13 protein-coding genes and 2 pseudogenes are annotated in these 18,507 nt (G+C 58.5%); 14 read left to right on the top strand and 1 reads right to left on the bottom strand.

Going from position 1 to position 18,507, the window contains the following annotated elements; all coding sequences use genetic code 11:
• From AC0AP0_RS02530 to AC0AP0_RS02505, 6 genes and pseudogenes are all read left to right on the top strand, one after another.
• Positions 1-1,980: pseudogene (locus tag AC0AP0_RS02530) on the top strand (acyl-CoA dehydratase activase-related protein); the annotation flags it as partial.
• 88 nt (positions 1,981-2,068) lie between these two features.
• Positions 2,069-2,713 (top strand): sugar O-acetyltransferase, encoded by a 645-nt coding sequence (locus AC0AP0_RS02525; RefSeq protein WP_046322618.1) that lies wholly within the window; start codon positions 2,069-2,071, stop codon positions 2,711-2,713.
• A 329-nt stretch (positions 2,714-3,042) separates the two neighbouring features.
• Positions 3,043-4,398 (top strand): glycoside hydrolase family 30 protein, encoded by a 1,356-nt coding sequence (locus tag AC0AP0_RS02520; RefSeq protein ID WP_490429269.1) that lies wholly within the window; start codon positions 3,043-3,045, stop codon positions 4,396-4,398.
• Positions 4,399-4,431: 33 nt separating this feature from the next.
• A complete protein-coding gene (locus AC0AP0_RS02515; protein ID WP_198214737.1) occupies positions 4,432-4,635 on the top strand; it encodes a hypothetical protein in 204 nt (67 codons plus the stop codon).
• Positions 4,636-4,650: 15 nt separating this feature from the next.
• A pseudogene (locus AC0AP0_RS02510) lies at positions 4,651-4,758 on the top strand (beta-galactosidase); the annotation flags it as partial.
• Between the two features lie 101 nt (positions 4,759-4,859).
• Positions 4,860-6,131 carry a glutamate-cysteine ligase family protein gene (locus tag AC0AP0_RS02505; protein WP_490429268.1) on the top strand — a complete coding sequence of 424 codons (1,272 nt, stop codon included), beginning with the start codon at positions 4,860-4,862 and terminating at the stop codon, positions 6,129-6,131.
• Positions 6,132-6,202: 71 nt separating this feature from the next.
• On the opposite strand, the gene AC0AP0_RS02500 is transcribed toward AC0AP0_RS02505, so the two are convergent.
• Positions 6,203-6,826: a TetR/AcrR family transcriptional regulator gene (locus tag AC0AP0_RS02500; RefSeq protein WP_110425003.1), complete on the bottom strand. Its 624-nt coding sequence runs from the start codon at positions 6,824-6,826 to the stop codon at positions 6,203-6,205.
• Between the two features lie 323 nt (positions 6,827-7,149).
• Between AC0AP0_RS02500 and AC0AP0_RS02495 the strand changes: the two genes are divergently transcribed.
• The 8 genes from AC0AP0_RS02495 to AC0AP0_RS02460 all read left to right on the top strand — a co-directional run bounded on the left by AC0AP0_RS02495 (position 7,150) and on the right by AC0AP0_RS02460 (position 18,374).
• Entirely contained in the window at positions 7,150-9,402 is a 2,253-nt protein-coding gene (locus AC0AP0_RS02495) for an exo-alpha-(1->6)-L-arabinopyranosidase (protein ID WP_490429267.1), read from the top strand.
• Between the two features lie 148 nt (positions 9,403-9,550).
• Positions 9,551-11,887, top strand: a complete 2,337-nt coding sequence (locus AC0AP0_RS02490; RefSeq protein WP_490429270.1) for a glycoside hydrolase family 3 N-terminal domain-containing protein — start codon at positions 9,551-9,553, stop codon at positions 11,885-11,887.
• A gap of 386 nt (positions 11,888-12,273) precedes the next feature.
• The gene (locus tag AC0AP0_RS02485; protein WP_110425597.1) at positions 12,274-13,134 is read left to right on the top strand and encodes an ABC transporter permease; all 861 of its coding nucleotides are present in this window, start codon (positions 12,274-12,276) and stop codon (positions 13,132-13,134) included.
• Positions 13,135-13,143: 9 nt separating this feature from the next.
• Positions 13,144-14,055: a carbohydrate ABC transporter permease gene (locus AC0AP0_RS02480; RefSeq protein WP_121913256.1), complete on the top strand. Its 912-nt coding sequence runs from the start codon at positions 13,144-13,146 to the stop codon at positions 14,053-14,055.
• Positions 14,056-14,092: 37 nt separating this feature from the next.
• Positions 14,093-15,748, top strand: a complete 1,656-nt coding sequence (locus AC0AP0_RS02475; RefSeq protein WP_490429266.1) for a type 2 periplasmic-binding domain-containing protein — start codon at positions 14,093-14,095, stop codon at positions 15,746-15,748.
• Positions 15,749-15,791: 43 nt separating this feature from the next.
• Positions 15,792-16,781 carry a glycoside hydrolase gene (locus AC0AP0_RS02470; protein ID WP_490429265.1) on the top strand — a complete coding sequence of 330 codons (990 nt, stop codon included), beginning with the start codon at positions 15,792-15,794 and terminating at the stop codon, positions 16,779-16,781.
• Positions 16,778-17,539 (top strand): DUF624 domain-containing protein, encoded by a 762-nt coding sequence (locus AC0AP0_RS02465; protein WP_144176752.1) that lies wholly within the window; start codon positions 16,778-16,780, stop codon positions 17,537-17,539. Before AC0AP0_RS02470 ends, AC0AP0_RS02465 begins: the two co-directional genes overlap by 4 nt.
• 19 nt (positions 17,540-17,558) lie before the next feature.
• On the top strand, positions 17,559-18,374 hold the full coding sequence (locus AC0AP0_RS02460) for a TetR/AcrR family transcriptional regulator (protein WP_490429264.1): 816 nt from the start codon (positions 17,559-17,561) through the stop codon (positions 18,372-18,374).
• The last annotated feature ends 133 nt before the right edge of the window (positions 18,375-18,507 follow it).

Genomic DNA, 18,507 nt, shown 5'->3' with positions numbered 1-18,507 from the left:
GACAAGGGCGATGTCTACACGCAGCTGAAGATCGACGAGGTCTCCAACCTGGGTGCTGCCAAGATCCGTCTGCGCTCGCTGAAGGCCGCCATGGACGAACGCCATCAGCGTGATCTGGCCCAGGAGGACAGCGAAAGCCAGAAGGAAACCGCCGCTATGGAGCAGGCGCCCGCGAAGGTCGCGGTCAAGGATGCTGACCCATTGCCTGACATGGTTCAGGTGGAGGATTCATCCGATTCGCAAGGTCCGCAAGATTCTCAAGAGCCTGCCGGACATATCGAAGCAGCAGGTGTGGATGCGTCCGACCAGCTGAAATCCGACGGGTTCCGGTCCACCAACGCGCAGAAGATCAACCTATCCCAGCGCAAGGCCGACATTGTGGCTCTGGCCCGGTTCGTGGCTTTGCACGACAAGAGCGATCAGGGTCTGATAGGCCTCCACCCCATGGGCATCAGGCCCATCCGGGAGACCATGGCATCGCGGCAAAAGGTGCAGGAGGCTGAAAGCAGGTCGGAAGAGCATCCAGCCGACCAGGGCAAAAATGTTCAGGCTAGCGGAGCCGCTGCCAAGCCGACCCTGTCCAAGTACGCCACTGAGCATCGCTTCACCAAGGAAATGGGGCATAAATTCACAGTGGTAGCGCCGCAGATGTCTCCGGTGCACTTCTCCCTCCTGGAGGCGGTCTTCTCCAGTGCCGACTACCACTTCGAGCTCCTGAAGCATGCCACGGCAGAAGACATCAACACCGGGGTTAAGTACGTCAACAACGATGCCTGCTTCCCTGCCATCATCGTGGTGGGGCAGCTGGTCAACGCCTTCCTGTCCGGCAGATTCGACCCGCACAAGTGTGCAGTCATCGTCACCCAGACCGGTGGCATGTGCAGGGCCACCAACTACTATGGCCTTCTGCGCAAGGCCATGGCTGATGCGGGCTATGGCTACGTCCCGATCATTACGCTGAGCGTCCAGGGATTCCGGGCCAACCCTGGTCTTCAGGTAACCCCAGCCCTGCTGCACCGCGCCGTCAAGGCTTTCTACCTGGGCGATGCCATGATCGAGTGCCTGCTCAGGGTTCGCCCCTACGAGCAGGAGCCCGGATCAGCCAACAAGCTCTACAAGCTCTGGGACACGATCTGCAAGGAGACCATCGAGCACCACGGGTACTCCAAGACTGCCAAGAAGGTGTACGGCCACGGCTATCTGCCCTATGGCACGCTGATGAAGCGGATGATCCGGGCCTTCGACCAGCTGCCGCTGCGCAATATTCCCCGCAAGCCCCGGGTGGGCGTAGTCGGGGAGATTCTGGTCAAGTACCATCCCGATGCCAACAACCACGTGGTTGACCTGATTGAGAGCCAGGGCTGCGAGGCCGTGCTCCCCGGTGTCTGCGACTTCATGGTCAACGGCATCTCCAACGCCGAATGGAATGAAGAGATGCTGGGGACAGGCGGCCAGGTGGGTGTCAAGAAGATCGTCCTCAAGGCTGCGGATGTCTACCGTGCCCCGATGATTGCCGGCTTCAAGGCTTCCCATGGGAAGTTCGACATCCCCGCCCACATCAGCGATCTGAGGGAGAAGGCCGCCTCGGTCACCTCCTTGGGTGTTCAAGCCGGAGAGGGCTGGCTCCTGACTGGAGAGATCATCGAGCTTATTCAGTCCGGTGCTCCCAACATCGTCTGCGCACAACCCTTCGCGTGCCTGCCCAACCATGTGACTGGACGTGGCATGTTCGGCAAAATACGCAGGACCTACCCGGAGGCCAACATTGTCTCGATTGACTACGATCCCGGCGCCTCGGAGGCCAACCAGCTCAACAGGATCAAGCTGATGATCGCCGCTGCCAAGAAGCCGGGCGACCAGCAAAAGCTCAGCCAGGACCATAAAGCCGACGACGGCTTCCAAGCAACGGAGGCGACCGGTCTGGATGCGGGGCAGGCAGCACCCGTCCAGGACGAGGAGAAGGTTCTGGAGAGCCTGTAGCCGCTAGGCCGAGGCCGGTGTTTGGAGCCAACGCGTCGGCCTTGGAATTGCTGAACCACGAAGATCAAGGAAATAGGGGGGGGTTCCCATGACCAGCCGCGAAGAGATCAAGGCTCTGCTGGATACCGACCAGATATACATTGCCGATACACCCGAAATGAAGCAGGTCCAGGACGCCCAGCAGGATCTGGTCTTTGAGTTCAACGCCTGTCGTCCCAGCCAGGTGGAAAAGAAGCAGGACCTCTGCAGGCAGATGTTCGGTTCGTTTGGCCAAGGCAGTTGGATTGAGGGACCGGTGCGGGCCAACTGGGCCTGCAACACCTACTGGGGAAGCAAATGCTATGCCAACTTCAACCTGGTTCTGGTTGACGATGGACGCATTGACATAGGCGACCACGCCATGTTCGGACCAAACGTCACCATCGTCACCACCGGGCACACCATTCGCCCCGATATACGTGCCTATGGAACGCCCCAGTTCACGGTTCCGGTCAGCATTGGCAGGAATGTGTGGATCGGAGCAGGCGCCATCATCATGCCGGGAGTGACCATCGGAGACAACACGGTCATCGGGGCAGGATCCCTGGTCACCAAGGACATCCCTTCCGACGTGGTCGCCTACGGCCATCCCTGCAAGGTCGTCCGCCCCATCAATGACCACGATTATGAATTCTTCTGGAGGGATCGCCGGTTTCAGCCGCCTTATGATGCCCGGCCCTTCATAATGGATTAGGCGGGTTGATTGAGAGCTGGCTCCCTGGATTCCTCTGCAGTCTGGTGTCTGGCATCCGTGTGCTGGTTTAATTCCGGCGGGCACGGTTTTAGCCTCGGCGATGCCTGGGTTTGATCAGCTCCTTGAACCGGTCCCATTCTCGGACGTAGCCGATTCTCGGCTCGCGCACCACTGAGGGTATACGGTAGCCTTCCTCACGGCTATTGTTTTCGCTCTGCCGGGATGTGTCTTTATCCTGGTGACTGAAACATCAAGTGACCTGTCCTCTCCGGGTATTCCGGCTGGGCGAATGGGTATATAGAAACGCTATGCAAAGGAGCAGAAGATTCATGAATAAGAAGGCAGAACTGATCTGGATAGCAACCACTCGCCAGCAAGCCATGCAGGAACATCCTCTGGCACTTTCGACTCTGGAGTCATCGCCCGATCTGGAATGCACCGGCGGTAAGTTGCAGGCTCTGCGAGGGTTTGGCGGCTGCTTCAATGAGCTGGGGTGGCTGCCCTTGCAGGAGTTGGGGGAGGAGAAACGTGAGGGGGTCATCCGTGAGCTCTTCAGCCCGGACGAGCTGAATCTGACCTTCAATAGGACCCCGGTGGGCGCCAACGACTTCGCCGCGAGTTGGTACAGCTACGACGAGACTGACGGCGACTATGACCTGGAGCATTTCAGCGTCGACCACGACGAGCAGACCCTGATTCCATACATCCGACAGGCCCAGAAGTATCAGCCGAACATGGGACTGTTTGCCAGCCCTTGGAGTCCGCCCACCTGGATGAAACGGCCCAAGGTCTACAATTTCGGGCGAATCGACATGAGCGAGCGCAATCTCACTGCATATGCCCGCTATCTTCTGGAATATGTGCGCGAGTATGACCGCCGCGGCATTCACATCGACCAGCTTCATGTGCAGAATGAGGTTTTTGCGGATCAGAAGTTCCCCTCCTGCCTCTGGTCCAGCGATGACATGCGCATCTTCATCCGCGACTATCTGGGTCCCCTCTTCGCCAAGGAGGCGCCGGACACGGCCATCTTCTTAGGAACTCTCAATGGTCCCGAGGATATGAAATTCGGTCCCGAAGGCATGATCCTGGAGAACTACAACCGGTATGTGGACAACATCCTTTTCGATGAGGACTGCCGTAGGTACATCGCCGGCATCGGTTACCAGTGGGCCGGCCAGCATGTCATCGAGCGCACCCGCCAGTCCTGGCCTGAGATCGAGCTGGAGCAGACCGAGTCCGAATGCGGCATGGGCGGCAACACCTGGGAGTACGCCGAATACGTCTTCTCGCTGGTCAACCGGTACCTTCGGGCCGGAGCCACCTGCTACACCTACTGGAACATGGTCCTGGGCCAGGGCATATCCACTTGGGGCTGGCGGCAGAATTCGCTCTTTTCCATCGACACCGCCACCGGCCAGGTCAGGCGCAATCCCGAGTACTACGTCATGCGCCACTACTCGCACTATGTGCGCCCGGGCGCTCGCCTGCTGGATACTCGCGGCCATTTCAGTTCCATGGCCACCGCCTTCGAAAATCCGGATGGATCGGTCGTTGTCGTGGCCCAGAACGCCCTGGACCGCGCCATGCCCTTCTCCTTCTCTGGACCCGGAGGGGATAGCGAAAGGAGCCAAGGTTTCCAAGTGACCCTGGAGCCACGATCTTTCAACACCTTCGTCCTATGAATTGAATCTCGTGGATTAAGATTGGAGTTCATCATGTCAGACCACGTGGTTCGGACCACGGACCACCCAGCTTTCCAAGGTAACAGGCGCCTTCCGGACAGGCTCATCTTCGGATGCTCCTACTACGACGAATATATGGTTTATGAGCGGGTGGACAAGGACATGTCCATGATGAAGTCCGTCGGTATCACAACCATGCGTATTCCCGAATCCACTTCGGGAACCTTGGAGTCTTAGCTTGGTGCATTCGATTTCAGCCATGTGGGCCGAGTACTGGATGCCGAAAGGCGCTTCGGCATCCAGGTCATCGTGGGTACACCTACCCATGCCGTCCCCGTCTGGCTGGCAAGGACTCCCTGACCACCATGTAAGAAAGCGGGAATTATAAGCTAGACGGATGACAGAATCTGAGGCCTGTCCAATCCGGGATTCGCGACCCTTCTGCGTAGACTAGAGTGGTGATGATGAGGCATAGAGTTTCGTACGCTCACCTGGGTGCGAAGGTGAACCCAAAACATGTGGCCAGCCTGGTCGACTACTTCGAATCCGGGTGCAAACCTGATAGCGAATTCCGCTATGGTGTCGAAATAGAGCATCTGCCTGTGCGCAGAGGGGACGACAAGGCTGCCTGTTATTATGGCCGGGACGGCGTGGAGAACCTTCTGAAGGATTTGCGCCCCTACTACAGGCACGAAGAGGAGTATTGGGAGAATGGCCACCTTCTGGGTCTGGGCAGACCGCTGATGAAGGTCTCCCTGGAACCGGGGAGTCAGGTCGAATCATCCATAGGGCCCTGTGGAACCCTGGGTGAGTTGGTTGATCTCTACCAGTCCTTCCGTCAGGAACTTGACCCGATTGCCTCCAGAATGGGATTCCGCCTGGTTAACTACGGCTATCAGCCACGGTCCGGCTATGCCGATATCAGCGTGGTTCCCAAGGACCGCTATGCGGCCATGACCGACTACCTAGGTCGAGTGGGTCAGTATGGCCTCTGCATGATGAGGTGCTCGGCATCCACGCAGGTAAGCATCGACTATCGGGATGAGGCCGATGCCGTGGCCAAGCTCAGGGTGGGAACCGCACTGGGACCAGTGATCTCATGGTTCTTCAAGAATTCACCTTGGTTCGAAGGCGGACCCAACCCCTATCCCCTCCTGCGTCAGCGAATCTGGGATTTCACTGACTTTCAGAGAACCAACCTATCCCCAGGCCTCTTCGATCCTGACTTTGGCTGGGAGGATTACGCGGTGGATGTCTTGTCGACCCCGCTCATGTACGTGGATTTGACACATACGCCCGAAGCGGCCGGGTTGGGACACGAAGGTCTTTGCCGCGTGGCCTTCAAGGACAACGCTGCGGATGTTTACCCGGACCGCCGCCTAAACGACTACGAGGTGGGTCACATCTTATCCACCCACTTCAATGACGTCCGTCTGAAGAAGATCGTGGAACTTAGGCATTGGGACTCTTTACCCATAGCCCGAGCGATTCGTCTGACCGGAGTGGTCGGGGACACCTTCTACGACCAAGCCCAGTTTGAGCGGTTGACGGCTTTCTGTTCTCAGCTGGAGGAAGCTGACGTTTTCGCAGCCAAGGCCGACCTCCAGGCCAGGGGATCCCAGGCCAGGCCTTACGGAAAATCGCTGGATGAGTGGGGAAACCTGCTTGGTGTGGAAGACAGCCTGGCAAACTTGCCTGGCGACCCGGTACACCCTGATGTCTTCCAGGTCTAGGGTGGGCGGTCTGGTTCTGCCGGGTTCATGCCCCAGTACGACTGTGGCGATATGGAATGGGATTCTTTCCCTCAGCGATAGCCGCTCCAGGTGGGCAGGGGGAAGATGACCTCCTCACAGGCGGCCCAGAGCTGATTAAGGTCCTGACCGGGGGTGCGCAACCAGCGCAGCTGGATTCCGTCCATCATGCTGTATCCAGCTTGGAGTAATGGACGCAGACTTGTGCCCTCCGGCAGGGCCCAGCGAATATTCATGGCAGTGTCGATGCTGCCGCGCTCGCGGTCCTCGAAATAGGCATGAGCTGGGTGGTGTGGATCAAGGGCCTCGGCGCTCAGGGTCGAGAACATGTGGACCAGAGCTGGGCGACCGGCGTTGATGGCGACCACCTGCCGCCACATTTCGGCCAGGAGGGGTTGGTCCTTGCTCCTGATGAGGCGGTCCAGCACCCGGTCCGTCTCGGAGTCGTATATCTCGTTCATTACTAGGTGCAGGAGGCCGTCCTTGCTGCCTACATGATGGAGGACTCCGGCCTTGGTCATGTGGACCCGGTCGGCTATACCCTGCAGGGTGGTCCCGTAATATCCCCTCATGCCGAAGGATGCGACTGCAGCCTCGATGATGGCCTGCCTGCTGGCGCGCCCGCGTCGGCGGGGCAACCTATCATCTGCTCTTTTGCCGCTGTCCCTGTCCGCCATCGCAGTCTCTTTCCGCCCCCACTAACTAGTTCAGTCCAAACCACCCGGTCAGGAACTCAGTTATAGGAAGGTTACCAACCATCTGGTTACCTGTGAAGCCATGCGTTGGTGGTGTGTCGACCCTATGAAAATGCTAATCTACCTACCAATTGGTCAGTGCCGTGAGATTCGTCAGATTGGTCCTCTTGACCCTGGTTTGGCTTTCCGGAACGGGCTCCGGAAGGGCCTTGGGCAGAGTACGGACCTGCACGACTGGCTGAGAGATACACCGAGTGTGTATGCGAAAAGGAACGTAACAGGCAAGGAAGCATGGAGCGGAGAGTATGAGTAACACAGAATATCCCACAGTCAAAGATTTGACCCTTGAGGAGAAGGCCAGTCTGACATCGGGGCAGGATGCCTGGCATCTGCAGTCGGTGGAAGGCAAGGGGATTCCCGGGTACATGATCACCGACGGTCCCCATGGCTTGCGCAAGGCCGACAGTTCTACAGGCAATGTAGATGTGAACCAATCGGTCCCCGCCACCTGCTTCCCACCAGCTGCGGGAATGGCCAGCTCTTGGGACACGGACCTTGTTGACCGGGTGGGTCAGGCCATGGCCGAGGAGTGTATCCAAGAAAAGGTGGCGGTTATCCTGGGCCCCGGCGTGAACATCAAACGCAATCCCCTTGGTGGCCGTTGCTTCGAATTCTGGTCGGAAGACCCCTATTTGGCTGGCCACGAGGCAGTGGGAATCGTCACCGGCGTCCAGTCCAAGGGGGTGGGAACCTCGCTGAAGCACTTCGCCGTCAACAACCAGGAGACCAACCGAATGCACGTGTCGGCCAGGGTGGGTCAGCGTGCCCTACGTGAGATATATCTACCGGCCTTTGAACACATCGTCAAGGCCGCCCAGCCTTGGACGGTCATGTGCGCCTACAATCGTGTCAACGGGGTCCATGCCGCCCAGGACAGCTGGCTCCTCACCAAGGTTCTGCGGGACGAGTGGGGGTTCAAGGGGATCGTAATGAGCGACTGGGGGGCCGACCATGATCGGGTGGCATCCCTCAATGCTGGCCTGAACCTGGAGATGCCACCCAGCTTCACCGATGACCAGGTCGTCAAAGCGGTACAGGATGGCCGCTTGTCCGAAAACCAACTGAACCGGATGGCTCAGGGGATGATTGACCTGGTCAACAAGACCCGTCCGGCCATGCAGACCCAGGGCTATAAATACGACGTGGAGGCCCACAATCAGGTAGCGCGTCAGGCAGCCCTGGAATCCATGGTCCTTCTCAAGAATGAGGGGGGTATTCTTCCGGTCAAGCAGGGAGAATCCGTGGCTGTGATCGGCGAGTTCGCCCGCACCCCCCGCTATCAGGGTGGCGGATCCTCCCACATCACCCCGACCAGGATCACCAGCTTCCTGGATGCCGCGGCAGACAGGGGACAGGTCGTTGACTTCGCCCCCGGGTTCACCCTTGATGAGGCTGAACAGGACCAGAGCCTGACGAACCAGGCACTCCAGGCCGCCTCCAAGGCCGATAAGGTTCTTCTCTTCATGGGGCTCCCCGAGGAGGCCGAGTCTGAGGGATTCGACAGGAAAACCCTGGACATCCCCGCCAAACAAATCGAACTCCTGGAGGCCATCTCCAGTGTCAACCCAAACGTTGCAGTCATACTCTCCAACGGATCCGTGGTCTCTCTGACCCCCTGGAGGGACCAGGCCAGAGGGATTATCGAGGCCTGGCTCCTGGGTCAGAACGGCGGGCAGGCCCTGGCTGACGTAATATACGGGGATGTCTCTCCGTCGGGCAAGCTGGCCCAGACCATCCCCATGGACCTCTATGACGACCCCTCGATGGTCAACTGGCCTGGTGAGGAAGGCCATGTGGACTACGGTGAGGGCATCTATGTGGGCTATCGCTACTATGACACCTTCCACAAGGAGGTGGCCTACCCCTTCGGCTTTGGTCTGAGTTACTCCGAATTCAAGATTGACGATATCCGCGCCCTTCCTGACGGAAGGGGAGGAGTGCGTGTGACGGCACGGGTGAGCAACCTATCAGACATGGACGGCGCCCAAGTGGTTCAGGTCTATGTGGCTCCGCGCTCGCATCGGGTCTCACGCCCGGTCCACGAACTCAAGGGGTTTAGGAGGGTTTTCCTCAAGGCAGGGCAGAGCGCTGAAGTCGTCATCGACTTGGTTTCCCGGGCCTTTGCATACTGGTCGGAGGCATACGGCGACTGGCATGTGGAGAAAGGGACCTATGGAATCCAGGTGGGCTCCTCCAGCCGCGACATAAGCGCACAGGTGGACCTGGACCTGCCCGGTGACGGCAAGCGGCTTCCCCTGAACGAATGGTCCACCCTGCGCGAATGGGAGGATGATCCGGTCGGCGGGCCCATCGTCCAGAAGATGAAAGCCGAGGGGGAGGCCGGCCGTCTGCCTAAGTTGGATGACGCGGATGATTCTCCCGCTTCCTTCCTGGCTGGCATGCCGATTAATTCATTTTCCGTCCTGGTTGGCGAAGGAGGTACGAGGATGACCTCCTTCCTCTTAGATGAATACGCGCGCCAGACCGGGGCCCAGTGAGTCCGAAACCCATATTCGGGTCGCTGTTATCCAGTCAATGGACACGGGGAGATCGGCGGCCGGATGGTTCGATGCCAGACCGATCGATCAATGCAGAGACAGAGATATGGATCAAGATGAGGCTCGAGAAGGAACAAGAATGGCAGAGATGAAAACCGAAGATCAACGTCCGATCAGGGGTATGCCGTACCAGGATTCGACCCTGCCCGAGGGGGAAAGGACCCAGGATCTCCTGTCCAGGATGACACTGGAGGAGAAAGTGGGCCAGATGATGCAGCTGGAGGGAAGGAAGGAGTGGTTGCCGGATCTCATACTGCGCAGACATGTCGGATCCATCCTCCACACCAGCCCCGATGATCTGCCCGGGGCACTGACTATGGCCGTCCAGGAGACCCGGCTGGGGATTCCCCTGATAGTAGGCGACGACTGCATACATGGGTACTCCTTCTGGCCTGGGGCCACCATCTTCCCCAGCCAGCTGGGCATGGCGACTTCATGGGACCCCGAACGGGTCCGTCAGGCGGCCAGGGTCACGGCCGAGGAGGTGTCGGCGACCGGGGTCCATTGGACCTTCTCGCCGGTCCTCTGCATCAGCAGGGACACTCGTTGGGGCCGGGTGGATGAGACCTTTGGGGAGGACCCCCTCCTGATCGGGGACTTGGCCTCGGCCATGGTCAAGGGTTACCAGGGGGGAGCCAAGGCCGGAGAGCCCCTCCCCGAGGACGCTATCATGGCCTGCGCCAAGCATTTCGCGGGTTATTCGGAGACCCAGGGGGGCAGGGATGCCAGTGAGGCCGACCTTTCCCACCGCAAGCTCATGTCGTGGTTCCTGCCCCCGTTCGAGCGGGTCGCCAGGGAGGGCTGCGGATCATTTATGCTGGGTTATGAAGCCATTGACGGTACTCCGGTCACTCTGAACCACTGGCTCCTGGATGAGGTCCTGAGGGGGCAGTGGGGCTACCGGGGGATGCTGGTGACGGACTGGGACAACGTGGGCCGCACCGTGTGGGAGCAACATATAGAGCCCGACTACACTCATGCGGCAGCTGATGCTGTCAAGGCCGGCAACGATCTGATGATGACCACCCCCCAGTTTTACGAAGGGGCCTTGGAGGCCGTCCGTTCCGGCATTCTGGAGGAGGACCAGCTGGATCAGGCCGTGGGCAGGATTCTGGCCGTCAAGTTCCGGCTGGGACTATTCGAGAATCCCCGTCTGCCCGACCGGGAGAGAATCCGGACGATCATAGGTTCCCAGGAGCACAAACGCACCAACTTGGAACTGACACGTGAATCGGTTGTTCTTCTGCGCAACGACGGTTCTCTCCCTCTGAAGGCCGAAATGGTACCGCGACATGAGGAGGGTGTCCATAGGCTGGCCGTGGTAGGACCTCTGGCCGATGATGCACAGTCCCAGTTGGGAGACTGGGCCGGGGCTTCGGGCCAGGTGGCCTGGATGCGCCAAGGCCAACCCAGGGAGATGATCGTTACGGTTCGTGACGGTCTGACCTCCCTCCTTCCTGACGGTTGGAAAGTGGACTATGCCCGAGGGGCGGATATTATTACCATGGTGGACGATCCTGCCGGCCCGACCTTCCATGATGGCCAGCCCAGGCCCAAGATCGCCCAGTCAGCTCCCACAGATCAGGACCAGCTGGATCAAGCCGTCCAGACGGCCAGGCGGTCTGATGCGGTCATCGCCGTCGTCGGTGACCTGGTCCAACTGACGGGGGAGGGGCGGTCGACGGCTACCCTCGAACTTATGGGTGGGCAGGCTGACCTGATCCGAGCCCTTGTCGATGTCTGCAGCCAGGAGGACAAGCCCTTTTGCCTGGTTCTAATGAGTTCCAAGCCCCTGGTCCTTCCGGCCGAGGCCGACCTTGCTAACGCTCTAATCTGGGCACCTAGCCCCGGTATGGAGGGTGGAAGGGCCATAGCTGAGATTATCCTGGGCCTGACCGAACCCTCGGGTCGCCTGCCCATCTCCATGCCCCGGCACGTGGGCCAGCTACCGGTTTACTACAATCAGATCCGTGGTCAGCATGGCAACCGATACGCCGACTTGACCCAGGATCCCGCCTTCGTCTTCGGCGAAGGCCTGTCGTACACGACCTTTGAATATGGACGCCCCACGATCGAGGGAGGTCCCGGCCCCTTTGCCCACGACCAAATTATCCACGCCAGTATCCCATTGACAAATACCGGCGACCGACCCGGTGTGGAGGTGGTCCAGGCTTATGTGAGGGATCTTGTTACATCGGTCACCTGGGCAGACCGAGAGCTCAAGGCCTATAAGAGGGTCAGCTTGGAACCCGGTCAGACCGCCCAGGTCGAATTGGACATTCCGGTCTCCACCTGTTCCATCGTCGACTCTTCAGCCCACCGGGTCGTCGAGGATGGGGAGTTCGATCTCCTGATCGGTCACTCCTCCAATGAGGACGACCTCCAAGCGGTCCGGTTCAGTGTGGCCGGGGTCCAGTCCGCCTAAGGCCAAGGGGCACAATTGGTCCCATCACAGCAATCCGGCCCCGAAGGGCTTACCGGAGGTGATTCCCCGGCACTTCCTTCGGGGCCGGATCGTCCCTATCGTTACGCCATCTCGAGGCGGCTGCATTATAAATCGATTCTCTTTGACTAATTACTTACTCATGAGTAAGATAAATTCTGTAAGTGGAAATCCAATCTGATTCGTATGGGATGGCCCGCCGCGCAGGAGCGGTTCGCTATCTACACCGCCGCTCAATGTTGAGGGACGGGCGAGGCGAAAGGAGCAAGGTTGCAAGTGGAATCCGTACATCCAACAATCCCATCGCGGGGGGGGGGCTTATAAGCCACTGGTTTTCCCGCTTCAGGCGTCAGTGGCAGTTGCAGGTCATGATCGCTCCAGGCATCCTCTTCATGGTGGTCTTCAACTTCATTCCAATATATGGTCTGGTGCTGGCCTTCAAGAACTACACCGTCGTCGATACCATCGGTGACTCCCCTTGGGTGGGCCTGGACAACTTCCGGATTATTTTGTCGGACAAATACTTCTGGGATTCCGTCTGGAACACCCTGGGCATCAGTTCAATTAAATTGATACTGGGCTTCATTCTGCCCATCATCCTGGCCGTCATGATTTACGAGGTTCCCTGGGGGCCCTTCAAGAAAATCGTGCAGACCCTGACCTACCTGCCCCACTTCTTCTCCTGGATCATTCTGGGAGGCATGATGATCAGCTGGCTCTCATCCAACGGTCTGCTCAACCAGATACTTCAGATTTTTGGCTTCCAGGCCAATACGAACTACCTTCTGGATGCGGGCAAATATTGGGGGATAGCCTCCTTGTCAGACGTGTGGAAAGAGGCCGGGTGGGGTACCATCCTCTACCTGGCAGTCATGTCCAACATCGACCCTTCCCTTTATGAGGCGGCGGAGATGGACGGGGCATCCAAGATCCAGCGGATATGGCACATTACCTTGCCTGAAATCAGCGGGATGGTCACCCTCAATCTGATCCTCTCCGTATCGGCTCTCTTCAATTCCAACTTGGACCAGACCCTAGTCCTGATGAACTCTCAGAACCAGCCCAAGGCGGAGGTTATCAACTCATACGTCTACAGAATGGGTCTGACCCAGGGCGACTTCTCCTATGCCACAGCCGTCGGCCTGGGGGTTTCAGTCATATCGGTCATCCTCCTGGTGGCCACCAACCTGTTGAGCAAGAGACTCAACGACAACCAGTCGGTGCTCTGAGGAGGAACCATGTCCAAAGTCAAACAAGATGCGGCTTCTGTCGCTCCGAGCCGGAGGATCCGCCACAGTTCGGTCACCTTTACCATCGTCAACTGCGCCCTTCTGGTGGTCTTCACCCTCCTGATCGTTGTACCGGTATGGAACATCGTCATCTCATCATTCTCCTCCTCCAAGGCCCTGGGGGTTGGGGTGGCCTTCTGGCCCAAGGAGTTTTCCTTGGACAACTACACCTATGTCCTGAAGGACAAGACCATGTGGAACGCCCTGTTCATTTCTGTAGCCAAGACGGCGGTGGGAGTGGTATGTCACACCCTCTTTTGCGCTCTCTTCGCCTACCCGATGAGCAAGGCCTACCTAGCAGGGCGCAAGCTCTACTCGGCCATGGGGATCGTGACCATGTTCTTCTCCGGTGGGATGATTCCCACCTTCCTCCTGATCAAGTCCTTGGGGCTGCTCAACACCTTCTGGGTATATATAATCCCGGCCCTCTTCAGCTATTACGACATCATCATCCTGATGAACTTCTTCCGCCAGATTCCTGACTCCCTGATGGAGTCGGCCAGGATCGACGGTGCGAGTGAATGGAGGGTTTTCCGGTCGGTGGTCCTCCCCTTGTCGATGCCTGGGGTCGCCACTATCGGCCTCTTCCACGGGGTGGCCCAATGGAACGATTTCATGACCACCAAACTTTATGTCAACAATGAGGCCCTCTACCCGCTTCAGATGCGCCTGTACGACATAATCGTCCAATCCCAAGCGGCCACACAGAACGCCAACATGGGTCATCTGGTCCTGGATACAACCTCGCGCGGAGTCAGGCTGTCTACCATCATCATCACGGTTCTGCCCATCCTGGTGCTTTACCCCTTCGTTCAGCGGTATTTCATCAGCGGTTCCATGGCCGGTGCGGTCAAGGGCTGACTGGTCGTCACGGATCGAGAAGAGCTAAGGAGCATTCATGCGTAAGAAAACGATTTTGTGCAGAAGGTTGAAGTCCCTCTGCGCGGTGGTGATGATCCCAGCGGTCTTGGGTGGTCTTGCGGCCTGCGGGATCGACAACAGCTACACATCGCACACGGTGGCCAAGTTGCCAGCCCCGGCCTACAGTCCTTCACCCGACAAGCCGGCCTGGCAGATCGACGGACGTAAGGACAACAAGCTCCTGTGGTATGTCAACGCCGATTGGTGGAACAAGTCCTTCGGAAAGGACATGATCACCCGCCAGATCAAAAAGGACCTGAATGTGGACATCGAGTTCGTCACGGGAGATGACAGCAAACTCAATACTTATTTCGCCGGCGGTGACCTGCCGGATCTGATCACCGTCCTGGACGCCAACTCCCGGGTGGTCAAGGCAGCCAAGAACTGGGCATACCCCCTTGATGACCTGGCCGACAAGTACGACCCGTACTTCCACAAGGTGACGGCCAAACAGACCATGGACTGGTATCGTCAAGACGATGGGAAAACCTACGGATACCCCTCTTATTCCAACACGGAGAAAGACTACGGGGACGGGACCGTGCATGCCTCAAGCGGTTTCATTATCCGCAAGGATGTGTTGGCTGCCATCGGAAAGCAGGATTTCACCACCCCGGAGGGTTTTCTGGCTGGGATGAGGGCTATCAAGGAGAAGTTCCCCGACCTGATCCCCTTTGGCTTCAATGAGTTCAACGGGACCAACTCCTCTCTGGACGTGACCTTGCAGAACACTCTGGGAGTCCCGACCACCAAGGCCGGCCATCGCTTTTACGATCGAAGGGAGGACAAGGACTATCTGACCTGGCTGGACACCTTCCGCCGTTTGCACGCTGCGGGTGGGATATCCGATGATTCCTTCGCTGATGACGGTGATGCCTTCAATGAGAAGATACAGTCGGGCAAGTATGCCAGTATATTCATGGCCAGCGTGGTCAACCACGGCCTCTGGCTCCAGACGTGGGCCACCGCCCATCCCGACAGCCAGTATGTGGCTATCGACGGTCTGCGCAGCACTCAGGGGCGCAAACCCACACTAACCGATGCTGGTCTGAGCGGCTGGACCATAAACTTCATCAGCAAGGGTTGCCGGAATCCCTCCAAGGCCATCCAGGTCTTCACCTACCTTCTGAGCGACTATGGGCAGATGTTGGTCAACTATGGGTTTGAGGGGAAGACCTACACCAGGGGGCCGGGCAATATTGTCAGGTGGACACCCGAAGCCAACAAGGTTAGGTTGACCGACAGCAAGAAGTGGCAGAATGAATACCGTATGGCCGAATTCGTTCTCTTTGGCCACGATCGCTACAAGGCGCTCAACCCGGATTCCTTTACCGACGCGGTCCGCCAGATCCAGAATTTCGGACAGCCTTGGCTGACCACCCAGTACGAGATAGAGAACATAGCCCCCGACCAGGGCACCCTCCAGGCCCGTTCATTCTCGGCAATCGAGACCAAGTGGTCGACCACCCTGGTCTCCCTGATGAGGAGCGGGTCCGAAAAGGACTTCAAAAATCTGGTGGAGCAGTACGGCCAGTTCCAAAAGGAGAACAGGATTGACGAAATCAATAAGATACGAGATGCAAAGATCGCTGCCAACCTGAACAGGCTCAAGGGTTCGCAGACCAGGAGCTGAGGGAATGACGATTAGGATTTTCCTCAACAGCAGGGCAGGCCACGTGAGTGAAGAACTTGGGCCGGTTGGAAGGGGAGCCGTTGATTGGCGGGGCGGTCGACAGATAGGTGAAGGCTGTCCGAGCGTCATCCTGGCGACCGACTCCTCTGCCTACCTGGTTTGCTACCGTCTGCCTTCTCGAACCAGACGGTGCCTCATGAGGACCCTCTTCGACCTGACGCCGGTAATCAGCCTGTCTCTTCTGCACAACCCAATCTGGTTCTATGACTATTCCCACCACCCCTGCACTTACGACGACCCCACCGGTAGCCGGGAGGACAGGTTCCTTACAAATTTCTCCTTCAGTATCCGCAAGGATCTCTGCCGGGGTTTGGACCGTGCCGGTTTGCAAACGAATATCCCAGGATATGAGCACAACTGGTACCGGACACACCCATTGGACTTCATCGACATGGCGGGTGGGGTCCTAGACGGAATCGCCTGTTGCTGGTATGACATCAGACCCGAAAGTCAGGCGAAGGTCAGCGCGCCGAGGTCTGTTTACGGGGCCTATGTCACGGAGGGTTCGGAGGGAGAGTGGATACCCAGACTTCACCAGAACTTGGCCCGCCTGATGTCCATAGGTATCGAGTTCATGCGCCATAAGGCCCGCTGCCTGGTCCTGTGGAATCTCACGCTGGACAAGAAGGGCGGGCAGGTCATCGGTACCAGTACCTGTCGAGACCTGGTCACGGCGGACCGAAGAGGAAGGATCACCAGTAATCTGGACTACTGCGGTCTTGCCCGATTTAGTCGATTGATCAGGCCAGGCGACAGAAGGATCAGTATGGAACAGGCCGACTACCTGTCCGATTTTCCCCTTGGGAACACCGACGGAAGCCAGGTGGCTGTCCTTTACAACAGACGACGGAGGAAGATCAGAATTGGGGTCCGTTTCGTCCTCGGCCGCCGGAGTCAGGAGGCGGAACCGACCCTCTGGACCGTGATGGCTGTGACCCTTGTCTGCGGACCGGGCCCAGTGGAGGGCCTATGAGCAGGATCTTCGCTCTGGACGGTCCCCTTTACCGTTGCCTGGATAAGGGCTGGCAGCTCCTCAAGTTGAACCTTCTTTTTCTCGTCTCCTGCCTTCCCTTGGTGACGGTTGGGGCCGGACTGACTGCCCTTTTCGCTGTGGTTTTCGCCCTGCAGGAGGAGGGAACTGTCCGGGTGGGTGTCCGCTATTGGAAGGCTTTCAAGGCACGCCTGGCCAGGTCGACCCAGGTCTGGCTCCTGGTCGTGGCCGTGCTGACTGCCTTAGTGGGGGCTTACTTCCTTTTGGCAAATCTCACGCGGGGGTCTCAACCGGTCCTCCTTACCTTTATGGTCCTGGTGGCCTTCCTGCTCCTGGCGGCCATGCCCCTCTTCCCCCTCCTGGCCCTGGGTCTGTCCTCCGACCTTGGCGGAGCCGGAGCCTCCATTATGTCGGACCAGAGCCTCAAGAACCCCTCCCTTGGAAAGCTCCTGAGGACTTCGCTAGGTGTGGGGGTTGGGCATGTCCTGGAATGCGGAGGAATGTTCCTCCTCCTGGCCCTCACCTGCCTGCTTCCTATCTTCCTGCCTAGACTCTGGCCACTGTGGCTCCTTTTTGCCGGCTCCCTCCTGGCCTTCCTCCAGGCCTGGCTTTTTCGTCGAGCTTGCGGGGCCCTGCCGGTCCGAGCCCGTCCAGATCAGGCAAAAGGCAGAGGCAGTGAACGGTCCACAGGGGGTGATGGTCTTGATGGCGGAGACCGACCTGGCCCCGGCAGGCGATGAAGGGGAAGGAGAAGCTGGCATGATCCGGAAGGTGAAGAAGACAGATGGGCCGAGTGAGGGCGGGGACCACACCCGCCACCGCCCTGAGACTCTGCACAAGCGGGAAGAGATATTGAGGGCTGCCCTTGATGTCTTCGGCCGGAAGGGGGCTGCCAAGGGTACCCTTGAGGAGATTGCCGACAAGGTGGGAATGACTCGGGCCGGCATTCTCCACCATTTCGGTTCAAAGCGCAAGCTCCTGATCGAGGTCCTCAAGTATAACGATCAGGCCGAAGTGGCCGACCTGCCTGACAGGAAGATGCCAGGAGGTAGTGCAGGTTTCGATCACCTCTTGCAGACCATCGTCGACCATGCCCGCAATCCCGAGATCGCCCGCTCCTTCATCACTCTCTCTTCGGAATCCATCACCGAAGGGAATCCCGGCCACCCATTTTTCAGAGGGCGGTATGCCAATCTCCGTCAGGAGGTGGCCGAGTGGATAGTGCAGATGGGCCGCGATCAGGGAAAGGCAGTGGAACGGGATCTTGCACTGATGGCCTCTTCGTCCATACTGGCTCTTATGGACGGCCTCCAGCTTCAGTGGTTGATGGACGAGGGGGAGGAGGGGCAGATTGACATGGTCCAGACCCTCTCCTTCGCCATGCATGAGATTGTAGCGGCCGCGCTGGGAAACCCGATGACTGGCCGGGAGGGCGAACCGGACGCCGGGACAGGGGGGAGAGTGGGGGTGAGGGGGCCCAGTCAGCGGTGCGACGAAATGGGTCCGCCTGATGATTGTCCGCCTGGTGAACCGGATTCCCCTCTTTCCTTAGGCGATGATACTATCCATCCATAGTGGGCCTTGATCCGTTATCAGCGGGGAGCCCTCGGAAGAACGGGATCGCATGCGGCGGTCCTCAGTAGAACCGACGGGTGGGCCCGCACAGCCCAGTTCAAGCGGTCCGGCGCGGGTCATTGGCCGGGCAAGC

It is taken from the genome of Bifidobacterium sp. POST2/T3 (B1), assembly GCF_058197115.1.
Note: the sequence above shows the minus strand (reverse complement) of the source record. Positions and strands in the feature narration are given on the sequence as shown.

What these genes read in the sequence shown, in the direction of transcription:
- AC0AP0_RS02505 (WP_490429268.1), top strand. Translation starts at nt 4,860, where the DNA reads ATGATGAGGCATAGAGTTTCGTACGCTCACCTGGGTGCGAAGGTGAAC.
- AC0AP0_RS02490 (WP_490429270.1), top strand. Translation starts at nt 9,551, where the DNA reads ATGAAAACCGAAGATCAACGTCCGATCAGGGGTATGCCGTACCAGGAT.
- AC0AP0_RS02525 (WP_046322618.1), top strand. Translation starts at nt 2,069, where the DNA reads ATGACCAGCCGCGAAGAGATCAAGGCTCTGCTGGATACCGACCAGATA.
- AC0AP0_RS02475 (WP_490429266.1), top strand. Translation starts at nt 14,093, where the DNA reads ATGCGTAAGAAAACGATTTTGTGCAGAAGGTTGAAGTCCCTCTGCGCG.
- AC0AP0_RS02520 (WP_490429269.1), top strand. Translation starts at nt 3,043, where the DNA reads ATGAATAAGAAGGCAGAACTGATCTGGATAGCAACCACTCGCCAGCAA.
- AC0AP0_RS02495 (WP_490429267.1), top strand. Translation starts at nt 7,150, where the DNA reads ATGAGTAACACAGAATATCCCACAGTCAAAGATTTGACCCTTGAGGAG.
- AC0AP0_RS02480 (WP_121913256.1), top strand. Translation starts at nt 13,144, where the DNA reads ATGTCCAAAGTCAAACAAGATGCGGCTTCTGTCGCTCCGAGCCGGAGG.
- AC0AP0_RS02500 (WP_110425003.1), bottom strand. Translation starts at nt 6,826, where the DNA reads ATGGCGGACAGGGACAGCGGCAAAAGAGCAGATGATAGGTTGCCCCGC.
- AC0AP0_RS02515 (WP_198214737.1), top strand. Translation starts at nt 4,432, where the DNA reads ATGTCAGACCACGTGGTTCGGACCACGGACCACCCAGCTTTCCAAGGT.
- AC0AP0_RS02465 (WP_144176752.1), top strand. Translation starts at nt 16,778, where the DNA reads ATGAGCAGGATCTTCGCTCTGGACGGTCCCCTTTACCGTTGCCTGGAT.
- AC0AP0_RS02460 (WP_490429264.1), top strand. Translation starts at nt 17,559, where the DNA reads ATGATCCGGAAGGTGAAGAAGACAGATGGGCCGAGTGAGGGCGGGGAC.
- AC0AP0_RS02485 (WP_110425597.1), top strand. Translation starts at nt 12,274, where the DNA reads ATGATCGCTCCAGGCATCCTCTTCATGGTGGTCTTCAACTTCATTCCA.